This window comes from Corynebacterium pilbarense, from assembly GCF_026930265.1.
Lineage (GTDB): Bacteria > Actinomycetota > Actinomycetes > Mycobacteriales > Mycobacteriaceae > Corynebacterium > Corynebacterium pilbarense.
Map to the genome: position 1 here is coordinate 16,415 of NZ_JANRML010000005.1, position 11,519 is coordinate 27,933.

The 11,519-nt window shown below is 67.9% G+C and carries 12 protein-coding genes, 1 tRNA gene and 1 other RNA gene; 7 read left to right on the plus strand and 7 right to left on the minus strand.

Features of this window, described 5'->3' with window-relative positions; genetic code table 11:
- Positions 1 to 33 precede the first annotated feature (33 nt).
- Positions 34 to 447: a DUF3052 domain-containing protein gene (locus NUW87_RS05335; RefSeq protein ID WP_239219280.1), complete on the plus strand. Its 414-nt coding sequence runs from the start codon at positions 34 to 36 to the stop codon at positions 445 to 447.
- Between the two features lie 92 nt (positions 448 to 539).
- On the opposite strand, the gene NUW87_RS05340 is transcribed toward NUW87_RS05335, so the two are convergent.
- From NUW87_RS05340 to NUW87_RS05360, 5 genes are all read right to left on the minus strand, one after another.
- Positions 540 to 615, minus strand: a tRNA-Val gene (locus tag NUW87_RS05340).
- Positions 616 to 967: 352 nt separating this feature from the next.
- Positions 968 to 1,393, minus strand: coding sequence for a hypothetical protein (locus NUW87_RS05345; protein WP_269027594.1), 426 nt, complete (start codon positions 1,391 to 1,393; stop codon positions 968 to 970).
- Positions 1,394 to 1,424: 31 nt separating this feature from the next.
- Positions 1,425 to 2,336: an SURF1 family cytochrome oxidase biogenesis protein gene (locus NUW87_RS05350; RefSeq protein WP_269027596.1), complete on the minus strand. Its 912-nt coding sequence runs from the start codon at positions 2,334 to 2,336 to the stop codon at positions 1,425 to 1,427.
- Positions 2,337 to 2,342: 6 nt separating this feature from the next.
- Positions 2,343 to 2,819 carry a low molecular weight protein-tyrosine-phosphatase gene (locus tag NUW87_RS05355; RefSeq protein WP_269027597.1) on the minus strand — a complete coding sequence of 159 codons (477 nt, stop codon included), beginning with the start codon at positions 2,817 to 2,819 and terminating at the stop codon, positions 2,343 to 2,345.
- Positions 2,809 to 3,441, minus strand: coding sequence for an HAD-IA family hydrolase (locus NUW87_RS05360; protein ID WP_269027598.1), 633 nt, complete (start codon positions 3,439 to 3,441; stop codon positions 2,809 to 2,811). The genes NUW87_RS05355 and NUW87_RS05360 overlap by 11 nt, the downstream gene beginning before the upstream one ends.
- 36 nt (positions 3,442 to 3,477) lie before the next feature.
- Between NUW87_RS05360 and NUW87_RS05365 the strand changes: the two genes are divergently transcribed.
- The 5 genes from NUW87_RS05365 to NUW87_RS05385 all read left to right on the plus strand — a co-directional run bounded on the left by NUW87_RS05365 (position 3,478) and on the right by NUW87_RS05385 (position 8,465).
- Positions 3,478 to 4,611, plus strand: a complete 1,134-nt coding sequence (locus NUW87_RS05365; protein ID WP_269027599.1) for a Nif3-like dinuclear metal center hexameric protein — start codon at positions 3,478 to 3,480, stop codon at positions 4,609 to 4,611.
- Positions 4,612 to 4,620: 9 nt separating this feature from the next.
- The gene (locus NUW87_RS05370) at positions 4,621 to 5,319 is read left to right on the plus strand and encodes a zinc ribbon domain-containing protein (RefSeq protein ID WP_269027601.1); all 699 of its coding nucleotides are present in this window, start codon (positions 4,621 to 4,623) and stop codon (positions 5,317 to 5,319) included.
- Between the two features lie 3 nt (positions 5,320 to 5,322).
- Positions 5,323 to 6,465, plus strand: a complete 1,143-nt coding sequence (locus NUW87_RS05375; protein ID WP_269027603.1) for a bifunctional RNase H/acid phosphatase — start codon at positions 5,323 to 5,325, stop codon at positions 6,463 to 6,465.
- 193 nt (positions 6,466 to 6,658) lie between these two features.
- An RNA gene (gene rnpB, locus NUW87_RS05380) (RNase P RNA component class A) lies at positions 6,659 to 7,053 on the plus strand.
- Positions 7,054 to 7,079: 26 nt separating this feature from the next.
- Complete coding sequence (locus NUW87_RS05385) at positions 7,080 to 8,465, plus strand: RNB domain-containing ribonuclease (RefSeq protein ID WP_269027604.1); 1,386 nt, start codon at positions 7,080 to 7,082, stop codon at positions 8,463 to 8,465.
- A gap of 15 nt (positions 8,466 to 8,480) precedes the next feature.
- On the opposite strand, the gene NUW87_RS05390 is transcribed toward NUW87_RS05385, so the two are convergent.
- Positions 8,481 to 9,641: a galactokinase family protein gene (locus NUW87_RS05390; RefSeq protein ID WP_269027605.1), complete on the minus strand. Its 1,161-nt coding sequence runs from the start codon at positions 9,639 to 9,641 to the stop codon at positions 8,481 to 8,483.
- Positions 9,642 to 9,723: 82 nt separating this feature from the next.
- Between NUW87_RS05390 and NUW87_RS05395 the strand changes: the two genes are divergently transcribed.
- A complete protein-coding gene (locus tag NUW87_RS05395; RefSeq protein ID WP_034998455.1) occupies positions 9,724 to 9,930 on the plus strand; it encodes a hypothetical protein in 207 nt (68 codons plus the stop codon).
- A 6-nt stretch (positions 9,931 to 9,936) separates the two neighbouring features.
- On the opposite strand, the gene NUW87_RS05400 is transcribed toward NUW87_RS05395, so the two are convergent.
- Positions 9,937 to 11,511 (minus strand): CYTH and CHAD domain-containing protein, encoded by a 1,575-nt coding sequence (locus NUW87_RS05400; RefSeq protein WP_269027606.1) that lies wholly within the window; start codon positions 11,509 to 11,511, stop codon positions 9,937 to 9,939.
- Between the last annotated feature and the right edge of the window lie 8 nt (positions 11,512 to 11,519).

Here is an 11,519-nt window from a genome sequence, read left to right on the forward strand (position 1 = left end):
CCACATCTTGATAAAAACGGAGGACATGGAGTTTTGAGTGCCACAGGAGTGGACACCTACGCATCCCGCCTGGGGGTAAATCCGGGTGATGTTGTGCAGGAGATCGGCTGGGACGAGGACGCGGATTGCGCCATCTCGGAGGCCATCGAGGACGCCATCGGGGCCGAGCTTCTCGACGAAGACGTGGACGAACCCTGCGACACCATCCTCCTCTGGTTCCGCGACGGCGACGGCGACCTCGTCGACGATCTCGTCGACGTCTCCCGCGGCCTCGGCCCCGGCGGCCGCATCTGGCTGATGACCCCCGGGGCCGGCTCCGCCGCCTCCGCCGGGGTGGTCCCGCCCAGCGAAATCGCCGAGTCCGCCCAGCTCGCCGGCTTCACCCAGACGAAGGCGGACCGCTTCGGCGCCTGGCAGGCCTCCTGCCTCACGCCGCGCAACCGCTAGCCGGTGCGGGTTTCCGCGCGTTGGCCACGTCGCGGGGCTAGGCAGCAATGCGTATGGTCCCGTTCCGGAATGCCGGATCGGGACCATCGATCTGGTGCGCCATGACGGGCTCGAACCGCCGACCTACTGGGTGTAAACCAGTTGCTCTTCCAGCTGAGCTAACGGCGCGCGTAGCAAGCAGAATAGCAGAGCCCGTGTGGGAAGCGAAAACTGCTGTTGGCTGGGTAAATCAACCCATCTCGGCCGAGGATGCTTACCCCAGGATGCTTACCCGGTCTAGATGCTTACCCCAGGATGCTTACTTCTCGAGTGCAGTAGCGGGCGCGGCCGGGGATTCGTCGAGAAGTAAGCGTTTAGGAGTAAGCATCTAGCGCGGGGATGGGGCTTGACCGTCCGCACACCCTGGGAAGGGGCCGACAGCCCACAGACCCTGGGAACTAGACCCTGGGATCGGTCGATTTTTGCGCGAACCCAGGGTTTGGTGCCCAGGGTCTGCGCTGTTTTTGAGAGGGGAGACCGGTCAGGCGAAGGGGCGGGACTCGACGGCGGCGAGGATGGCCATCTCGAAGCGGGGGGAGGGGCCGGAGAAGGGCACATCGGCGACGTCCCACTCGGAAAACCGCACCCGGGCGGAGCCTGCCACGGAGCCTTTGGCATCGGGGACGACGGCGAGGTCCCACAGCTCGACGCCGGCGGCGGAGCAGGCGCGGGCGGCGCGGGTTTCCAGAGAGCCGGGGTGGGCGAGGGCGAACAGCGTCTCGTCCTCGGCGGCGGACTCGGCAAGCTGCGCCACCTGGGACAACACTGCGAAGGGCCGGCTGTTAAACGTGACGGGGTGGTCGGCGGCGGCGTCGTCGATGTCGTCGGTTTCGATGCCGTCCGCCAAACCAACACCTGCGGTTTCCAGCGTGAACAGGGCGGAGTGGAGCTGTTCGGCGTCAATCACGGTCAACCGTCCCCCTTTCAGGCGGGCGAAGCTAGCGTTCTTCTTCCTTATCGTAGGCCTTGGCCCACGGGTTGGCGCGCGACGAGCCGTAGCGCTGGCGGGTAGGGGCAGCGGGGGCAGCGGGAGCGGTGGGGTCGGGGCTGCCGGCGGGGGAGTCGTCGAGAAGCAATTGCTCCTGCTCGGCCTCGAAGCGGCGCCGCTCGCGGGAGTCGGAGTAGAGGAAGTAGATCAGGCCGGCGGGGGCGGCGAGGCCGAAGAGGATCCACTGCAGCCCGTAGGAGAGGTGGTTGCCTGTCTCCAGCTGCGGCAGCGGGATCGGGTCGAGCACGCCCGCTTCACCGCCGAGGAGCTGCAGGTACGGCGAGACCACATCGGTGCCGGTCAGCGAGCCGACCTGTGTGGGGCTGATGGAGTAGACCATGTCGTAGCCCTGCTCGTGCATGGGCGGGTTGGGGTGCTCGCCTTCGTCGGCGCGCAGCAGGCCGGTGATGGTGACCTCGCCGGAAGGTGCAGGCTCCACGGCGGGTACCTGGGTGGAGTTTTCGGCCTTCACCCAGCCGCGGTGGACCACGATCACGCGCCCGTCATTCAAGGCAAACGGGGTGAGGACCTGGAAGGCGGGGGTGCCGTCGACGGGCCGCAGGCGAAGTAGCACGTCGTCGCCGGTGTAGCGGCCGGTGGCGACCACGCGGGACCACTCGGCGTCCGCCCCCAGGGAACCGTCGTCGTCCACGCGGGACGATAACGGCTCCGGGTCGTGCTCGAAGGCGGCGGAGATGTGTTCGTTGCGCTCTACAAGCGCTTCGTTTTTGCCCAGCTGCCACGGCGCCAGGAACGTAAACGCGTAGTAGGAGAACACCCCGATTAACAGCGCCGCGATGACCCAACCGGGGGTAAGAACCTGCCGCCACCACGGCTTGGACGATTGATTGTTGGCGCTCACGCCGGGTCAGTCTAGTCGCTCGCGCACCCAGGCAATAATGCCGTCAGCTGCGGACTCGATCTGCTCGCGCACGACGGTGAAGCCCTGGGGCCCGCCGTAGTAGGGGTCGGCCACGCCCGCGCCTTCCTCAGCAGCGGGGTCGAACGAACGGATGAGGCGCACCTTGTCCTCGTCCACGCCACGCGCGACCAGCTCGGAGACGTGGTTCGTATCCAGCGCGACAATCAGGTCCGCCTGCTCCTGTTCAAACCCGAACTGTTGGGCGCGGTGCGCCTCGCCGTCGTAGCCGTGAGCCGCCAGCTCCGCGCGCGCCCGCTCGTCGGCCTTTTGCCCGACGTGCCAGCCGCCAATGCCTGACGACGTCACCGTCACCGCATCCCCCAACCCAGCCTGCGCCAATTTCTCCCGGACGATCACCTCCGCCATGGGCGAGCGGCAGATGTTGCCGGTGCACACAAAGTCGATATGCAATTTAGAACTCACGGATGATCCTTTCTAGCTCGTCGGCGTCGCGCGCCACGTAGTCGGCCAAATCCCACTCCTCAGAGGCGCCGTAGCCCCAGGTCATGGCCACGCTCGGGATGTCAAACGCTTTCGCGCCCTCGAAATCGTGCAGCCGGTCGCCGACCATCAGCGGGCGCTCGGGCGCGGCCTGGTCCAGCACGTGCCGGATCACGTCGACCTTCTTCGCGCGTTTCCCGTCGTTCGACGCCGCACCCAAAAAGTCGATGTGTTCCAAAACCCCCGCGCGCTCCAGCGCGGCGCGTGCGAAGCGTTCGCTTTTCGACGTCGCCGTGCATACGCGGTAACCCTCCCCGGCTAAGCGCCGCACCAGCGCATGCATGCCGGGGTAGACCTCGAAGCGCTGCCACCCCTCGCCGGACATGTAGTCCGAGTAGGCGCGCATGGCGGTTTCTACCTGCGCGGCAGACATGCCGAGTGAGCGCATCGTCTCCGGCATGGGCGGGCCGGGGATGCGGCGGATGAATTCCTCGTCGGGTGTGTCCCACCCCACGGCCTCGAGGCCTACGAGGAAGCCGTGCCTGATGCCGGGGAAGGAGTCGATCAGCGTGCCGTCGACGTCGAAAAGCAAAGTGGCGTTCACACCTGCCCACTGTTCCAAATTTGTAGGCTGGCTGCCATGACAGACGTAACAGTGCAGACAGTTGTTGACGCGCTCGAGGCGGCCTACCCGCCTGCGCTGGCGGAAAGCTGGGACCAGGTGGGGCTGATCTGCGGCGACCCGGACGCGAAGGTGGCCAAGGTGGCCTTCGCGCTCGACTGCACCCAAGAGGTGGCCGAGCGCGCCGTCGCCGCAGGTGCCCAGCTGCTGGTCGTGCACCACCCGTTGCTGTTGCGCGGCGTGCACTCCGTGGCGGCGAACACCCCGAAGGGCAAGGTCATCCACACCCTGCTGGCCGGCGGTTGCGCGCTGTTCGCCGCGCACACCAACGCCGATTCGGCCCGCCCGGGTGTCTCGGACAAGCTGGCGGAGCTCGTCGGCATCACGCCCGGCCGCCCGATCAAACCCGTCACCCTGGACGCCACCGATCGCTGGGGCGTGCACGTCCCGCTGGCAGCCGCCACGGACTTAAAACGCGCGCTGTTCGAAGCCGGCGCCGGCGCAATCGGGGACTACCGCGAGTGCGCGTTTTCCTTCGAGGGCACCGGCGAGTTCACCCCCGTCGAGGGCGCGAACCCCACCGACGGGGCCGTGGGCACGCACTACACGGGCGACGAGATCCGCATCGAGTTTGTGGCGAGGGCGGCGGATCGCCGGAGGATCGTCGAGAAGCTGCGCGAAGCGCACCCCTACGAAGAACCCGCGTTCGATGTGGTGCAGATGGCCGACACCAGCGACCTCGAAAAAGCGACCGGCCTGGGCCGCATCGGCGAGCTGGAGGAACCGATGACGCTTAGCGAGTTCACCCAGCAGGTGGCTAACGCGCTGCCGGAAACCGCGTGGGGCGTGCGCGCCGCCGGCGACCCGGACCAGATGGTGCGACGCGTCGCGGTGTCCTCGGGCTCCGGCGACAGCTTCCTGGCAGATGTGGCGAAGCTCGGCGTGGACGTCTACGTCACCTCCGACCTGCGCCACCACCCGGTGGACGAGCACCTGCGCGCCGGCGGGCCGGCCGTGATCGACACCGCCCACTGGGCCAGCGAGTTTCCCTGGACCGAGCAGGCGGAGAGTATCGTGGCTCCGTTGAGCGTGGACACCGAGATCCTGCACATCCGCACGGACCCGTGGACCATCTCCGCGCACCCCGAGTAAGGAGAAACGATGCACCTTTCCAAAGACCTGCAGCCCGTCCTCCTGCAGCTCGCGCAGGCAGACGCCGCGTCTTCCCAGCCGCGCGTGCGCCCCGAGGAGCAGGAGCTGCAAAAGCTTATCGACGAGCGCAAGCGCCTGACCGACGCCTCCGCCGCTGCCCAACTCGCAGTCGACGACATGGAGCTGGAGATCCTGCGCATCCAGGAAGACGAGCGGAAGCTGAAGAAGCGTGAGCTAGACGACAAGCGCCAGCTGTCTGCCGAGACCGACCCGGAGCGCCGCAAGGACCTCGAGCACGACCGCTACGCCGCGAAGTCCCGCATCGCGGACCTTTTGTCCGAGCTGAAGGAGGCGCACAACGAGATCGCTGCGCTGCGCAACAACCGCGACGTCCACGCCGCCCGCGTCGACGAGGCTAACCGCAAGGTCGAGGCCGCCCAGCGCGCCGTGGACGCGCTGCCGGAGGAAAATGACGTGGACGTGGATGCGCTGCGGGCGAAACTGCCTGACGACGTGTTGGGCGGCTACGATGACATCGGCGCCGCCAAGTTCAACGGCCGCGCCTGCGGCGGTTGCTTTATCCAGTTGCCGCCGGCCGAGCGCGCCGAGGTGCTCGGCGAGCCGGAAGACGAACTGCCCACCTGCCCGAACTGCGGCACGCTGCTGGTGCGGGTTTCTCCGGTGGACGCTGCATCGGCTACGGAGTAGCTGATGCAGGTTTCCATGTATTGCGACGGCGGCTCCCGGGGTAACCCGGGCGTGGCCGGATCCGGTTCCGTGGTCTACGACGCTTCCGGGGAGACCTTGGGCGAGATCGCCTACGTTGTGGGCAAAAAGTCCACCAACAACGTCGCCGAGTACTACGGCCTGGTGCGCGGCCTGGAGGCCTGCCGCGAGGTTGGGGCGACGCACGTGGACGTGTTCATGGACTCCAAGCTGGTTGTGGAGCAGATGACCGGCCGTTGGAAAATCAAACACCCCGACATGCAGAAACTGGCGCGTGAAGCGCGCGATCTGGCGTCGTCGTTTGAGAAAGTCACCTACACCTGGGTCCCGCGCGCGAAGAACAAGAAGGCCGACGAGCTGTCGAATGTGGCCATGGACGCCGCCGCCCGCGGCGACGCCCCCGGCATCGTCAAAGGCACCGGCGTGTGGGTGGGGGAGAAGGCCGGGGAACCGGAGGACGTCGAGAAGCCCTCGCACCAGACCGCTAGCCCCGCGCACTGGGCCGGCTCCGACGCCCCACGTACCCGGTTCATCCTGCTGCGGCACGGGCAGACCCAGCACTCCGCCGAGCAGCGCTTCTCCGGCACGTCCGACCCGGAGCTGACCGACACCGGCCGCGACCAGGCGCGCCGGGCCGCCGACGCACTGCGCAAATTCGGGCGCATCGACGCCGTTGTCGCCTCGCCGCAGGCTCGCGCGCAGGGCACCGCCCGCATCGCCGCCGGCGCGCTGGGGCTCGACGTGGTGGTGGACGAGGGGCTGCGCGAGCTCGACTTCGGCGACTTCGAGGGGCTCACCCGCGAGGAGGCCGTGGCGCGCGACGCGGAAGCGTTTGAGACGTGGCAGTCCTCGCCCAATAGCGCGCCCCCGTCTGGCGAGTCCCTGACCGCGCTGCACCGTCGCGTGTCGCGGACGCGGGAGAAGCTGCAGGAGCGCTACGAGGGGCAAACAGTGCTGGTGGTCACGCACATGACGCCGGTGAAGTCGTTCCTGCGCCAGGCCCTCGGCGCCGGGCCGGAGCTGTTCAAGCACGTGTTTTTGGACCTGGCTAGCATTTCCGTCGTGGACTACTACGGCGACTTCGGCGTGGTGCGCTGCGTCAACGACGTCGCGCACCACCGCGGGTAGGTTCCGGCGCTAGATGCTTACCCCAGGACGCTTACCGGGGGAGGATGCTTACCCCAGGAAGCTTACTTATCGAGTGGACACGAGAAATGCCCGTCAACGCTCTCGAAGGATAAGCATCCTGGGGTAAGCATCCTCGAACGATGCCCGGCAGTTCCGTTCCAACCGGCGGAAAGCGTATGCTGTACCTCGCGAATGAGCCGGCCGGGCGGCCGCGGCACCGCGAACCACCCCAACCTTGGGGAAGGCGTGGGTCGAGGAAAGTCCGGACTCCACAGGGCACGGTGGTTGCTAACAGCAACCCGGAGCGATCCGCGGGAAAGTGCAACAGAAAGTAGACCGCCTCGGCAACGAGGTCAGGGTGAAAGGGTGCGGTAAGAGCGCACCGGCATCTGCGGTGACGTAGGTGGCCAGGTAAACCCCACCGGGAGCAAGGCAAGAGCCCCCGCCCGAAACGGCGGAGGTCGTCGGATGTGGGCTGCCCGCCCAGTCCGAAGGTAGCTGCTTGAGGCCCCCAGCGATGGGTGGTCCAGATGGATGGTCGCCGCCCCGCAAGGGGAACAGAATCCGGCTCATAGGCCGACTCATTCGCCCTTTTCGTGGCACGATGGCTGCTTATGAAGCTCTACGCCGCGCCTTTAAACTTCCGCTCGATTGCGCGCGAATTCGACGTGCGCACAACGTTCGCGCCGGCGCTCCACACGGAAGCCTCGCAGCTTCAGGACCGCTTTGCGCAGTCGCGTATCGACGCCCGCTCCGTGCCCCTCGTCACCATCGATCCCGCCGGCTCGAAAGACCTGGACCAGGCGGTGCACATCGAGGCGCGCGACGGCGGCGGCTACGTGGTGCGCTACGCAATCGCGGATGTGGCGGCGTTCGTGGACCCGGACTCGGCGGTGGCGGACGAATCGCTGGAGCGCGGCCAGACGATCTACCTGCCCGACGAGCCCGCACGCCTGCACCCGGAGGAGCTTTCGGAAGGCTCCGCCTCGCTGCTTCCCGACGTGGACCGCCCCGCAGTGCTCTGGACGTTCGAGCTGGACGAGCGCGGCGAAGTCGACTCGGCGCACGTGGAGCGCGCGCTGGTGCGCTCCGTGGCGCGGCTGGACTACGAAGGCGTGCACAAAGACATGCAGGCAGGGTCAGTGCACCCGTCAATTGCGCTGCTGGAGGAAGTGGGGCAGCTGCGGCAGCAGTCCTCGCTGCGCAGGCACGCGATTAACCTGCGCCTGCCGTCGGTGCGCGTTGTCGGCGACGGCGACACGTTCGAGCTGGTCATCGAGCCGCGCCACCCGGTCATGGACTACAACTCGGAAATCTCGCTGCTCACCGGCATGGTGGCGGGCCGGATGATGGTCGACGCCGGGGTGGGCTTCCTGCGCACGTTGGGCCCGGCGGATGAGGGCGGCGAGGCGGAGTTTCGTCGAGAAGCACGCAACTTGGGCTACGAAGTCGCCGGCGACATCGGAGAGTTCCTCGCCGGCGTGGACGCCGACACCCCGCGCGGCATGGCGGTGATGCGAGAGGCGCAGAAACTCCTGCGCGGATCCGGCTACGTGGACCTGTCCGAGAAGCAGGCCGAGGTGCACGCCGGTATCGGCGGGTTCTACTCGCACGTCACAGCACCCTTGCGACGGTTGATCGACCGCTACGCCACCGAAGTCTGCCTCGCCATCTGCGCCGGCGAGGACGTGCCGGAGTGGGTCGAGCGCGACGCCGCTCGGGTGATCAAGACGATGGGCCGGTCCTCGCAGCTCGCCAACACCGTGGAGAAGGCCTGCCTGCACTTAACGGAGGCGACGGTGCTCGAGCCGTGGGTGGGCCACAACTTTGACGGCGTGACTTTAAAGAGCGGGGAGGACGCCGCGCGCGTGTTCATCGTGGACCCGCCGGTGCTCGCGCCGTCCGCGGGCGCGCCGGAGGAAGGCGCGGAGACGAAATTTTCCCTCGTGCGGGCGGACCCGGCGGCCCGCGAGGTCGGCTTCGCCTGGCCCGCGGACTAGGCCGAACAGCGCCGCCTACCCCTCGAGGCGGGCGGGTTCGCCGGCGGCGACCTCCACCACCTCGAACTCGCGCGCCATCGCGGCCGCGAACGAGTCCGCCTCCTGCACCGGCACGAACGCGATCACAGCGTCGGAGGTGCCGATGGCGGCAGGCCGGGCGGCGACGGCGCCGCGCTTGCGGGCGAGGGCGACCAGGGCGTCCGGGGAGGCAAGGTCGTGGGCCTCGGAAGGTGAGTTGAGCAGGGTAAACAGCTCGTTGGCGCGGCGCGAACGCAGGGCCTTCGCCGCGGCGAGCGAGCGCAGCGTCTCCGATTCGCAGAACGTCACCCAGCGCCGCGCGGCCTCCGGCTCTGGCGCGGCCGAGTCGCCGGCGGCGCGGCGTGCTTCGACCCATTGGACGGCGCGGCCCGGGGCGTCGGGAAGCTGGCGCAGCGAGGAGACGCCGAAGTTGGAGCAGGCGGCGTCGATGAACGCGCGGCGCTCAGCGATCGCCTCGCGGGACTGCGTAAACGGCGCGCCCAGCTCTTGGGACACGGAAAACACGCGCACGCCGTGGCGCGAGGGGTGCGGCGCCTGGGTCAGCGAGCCGTCGGCGTAATCCACCACCGACACGCCCTCGGCCCCGCGCAGGGCCACCGAGTGGCGGGCGCGCAGCACCGGCAGCGAGGAGTAGGTGGCCACGGCGTGCGAGCAGATCTCCGCAAGCCGGGCGCGAAACGGGGCGGTGTCCACGTCGTCGTGCTCGCCGGCCAGGGCCAGCGCGATCGCGGCGTCGGCGGCGTAGAGCGCGCCAAGGCCCGCACCCACCGGCACGTCCGATTCCACGGTGATGTCCATCCCGGACGTGTCGCGGGAGAGGATTTGGCGCTGCACGAGTGTGTGCACGAGCCCCCACCAGCGGCGGGAGAGGCCGTCGGCAGGTTCGTCGCTGTAAGGCAACTGCTCAGAGAACTCCTGGCCGAGCGGGCCGCGGGCTGCAATGGAGATCACGCCGTCTGTGCGCGGGGACACCGCCGCCGCGGCGCGCAACGACGACGTTCCCACCAGCGTCACGCCGCCGAAGTGGTCGACGTTTTCGCCGATGAGCACCCACGTTCCGGGCGCGGATGCGACACGCCCGGATGCTGCGCGGACGCGCTCTGCAGGCGACTTCGAGGGGATTTCAAATAATGCCATGTCACGCTCCTTTTAACCGCCCCCACACTACCAACCGCCCCGGTACAGTCGGACGGGTAAACAACACCCGAAAGGAACGAAAATGGCAGACGAGCAGTACTACTACAACCCGTCCACCGGCGAGGTCACCCAGGGCAAGGAGGCCGCCTGGGACAACCGCATGGGCCCGTACGCCACCCGCGAGGAGGCGGAGTCCGCGCTGCAGATCGCCGCGCAGCGCAACAAGAGCGCCGACAACCAGGACGAGGCGGACGACAACTGGGGCGAGGCCCCGTCCTGGGAGAAGTAAGCCCGCTTACGGCTTGATCTTCTTAAACGCCTTGCGCACCTCGCGCACGGCCTTGTCGTAGCCGCTTAGGGCCTGCTCGCCGCGGTCGAGTTCGCGCTGGTAGAGCATGCCGTAGGCGAAGGTGTCCTCGCCGCGCTCGCGGGCCTCTTCGGCCAGGCGCTGGATGCGGTCGCGCGAGGTCACGGCGTCCTGGAAGTCGCCCAGCTTGGACTGCAGCGCCTTGCATGCCTTGGCTAAACGCCCCGCCTTCAAACCCGCGTCGGCCGCGGCGTTGGCGGAGTAGCGCAGCTTCTTTGCGGCCTTGCGCACGTCGTGGACGTAATCTTCGCGCTCGTGCAGCGGCAGGTCGGTGTCGTGGTAGTGCTCGTCGACCTTGTCGTGGCGCTTCTTCAGCTTCTTGTAGCCGCGCTTGAGGTGGTCGTAGAGGACTTCCTTCGACTCCGCCGGGGTGTCCTCAGAAGCCTCCTGCTTTGCGACGGGCGGTTGCGCCAACAACCCATCAATCGTGTCCAGCAGATCCATGAAGCGCTGCGAGTCGAGCATGGCCACGATCTTGGCGTGGGCCTCGTTGTAGTCGCGGCGCATGTCGCCGGCGATGTGCGCGCGGGCGGCGTCGTCCACAAGTCCGGACTCGTCCGAATCCAACAGCTCCAGGAAGCGCTCTTCCACCACTTCGGCGTCGCGGGCCACGCCCAACACCCCGGCGGCGTGCTTCAGCTCGTCCTCAAGCGTGGTGAGCTGCTCGCCCTCCAAGATGCCCTCGAAGGTCTCCAGCAGGGAGCGCATCTCGCGGGTGGCCACGCGCAGCTGGTGCACCGAGTCGAACTCGTCGGCGCGCACGCGCGGCTCCCAGGCGACGATGGCGTCGCGCTGCTTGCGCAGGGAATCCACCACGGCCGCCGCCGGGGAGTCGGCTTCCAGCTCGGCCTGCATGTGCGGGGGCAGGGGAGCGGTTTTGACGGAATCGCCCAACGCGGTGGCCAGCTTCGACGGCGAGGACGACTTGCGCGCGCCCGCCGAGATCAAAAAGCTGGTGCCTTGGTTGATCAGTGTGGCTCCCTCGTCGGTGCCGGCCAGGGCCTCAGCAAGCTCGAGCTCCCACTCGCGCCAGCTGGTGCGCTCGCCGCCGGGCAGCAGCGACCAGGCGGTGACGTGGTCGTCGCAAAACTCCGCGACGGCGCCTTCGGCGCCGGAAAGCAAAATCTCAACCCGGCGGTTGTCCACCTGCGCCACCGGAATCAGCTCCTCGGTGCGCACGATCGAGCGCACCTGGGCCAAAAGTTCCTCGGGCACGGCCGAAGGGTCGTCGAGAGGCATGCGCACCTCGTTGCGGCCGCCCTCCTTCGGCAACTTCAGGTGCCAGCCGTCATCCGCCCCGCCGGTGCGGCGGCGCAGCGTGATCTTGGAACGCGTCAGGCGCAGATCCTTCGTGTCGTAATACACGGCGGAGAGGTTGTGCTCGCGCATGCTCGCGATCTCCTCCACGCCGGGCAGTTGCGTCAGGTCCGGCATGCCGGTGCCCTCGTCCACGGCGAGTTTGATCTCCACCTCGAGGAACTGCTCGGGTGCTTGTGCAGCCATGATCGTTG

What these genes read in the sequence shown, in the direction of transcription:
- NUW87_RS05365 (WP_269027599.1), top strand. Translation starts at nt 3,478, where the DNA reads ATGACAGACGTAACAGTGCAGACAGTTGTTGACGCGCTCGAGGCGGCC.
- NUW87_RS05370 (WP_269027601.1), top strand. Translation starts at nt 4,621, where the DNA reads ATGCACCTTTCCAAAGACCTGCAGCCCGTCCTCCTGCAGCTCGCGCAG.
- NUW87_RS05375 (WP_269027603.1), top strand. Translation starts at nt 5,323, where the DNA reads ATGCAGGTTTCCATGTATTGCGACGGCGGCTCCCGGGGTAACCCGGGC.
- NUW87_RS05385 (WP_269027604.1), top strand. Translation starts at nt 7,080, where the DNA reads ATGAAGCTCTACGCCGCGCCTTTAAACTTCCGCTCGATTGCGCGCGAA.
- NUW87_RS05390 (WP_269027605.1), bottom strand. Translation starts at nt 9,641, where the DNA reads ATGGCATTATTTGAAATCCCCTCGAAGTCGCCTGCAGAGCGCGTCCGC.
- NUW87_RS05395 (WP_034998455.1), top strand. Translation starts at nt 9,724, where the DNA reads ATGGCAGACGAGCAGTACTACTACAACCCGTCCACCGGCGAGGTCACC.
- NUW87_RS05400 (WP_269027606.1), bottom strand. Translation starts at nt 11,511, where the DNA reads ATGGCTGCACAAGCACCCGAGCAGTTCCTCGAGGTGGAGATCAAACTC.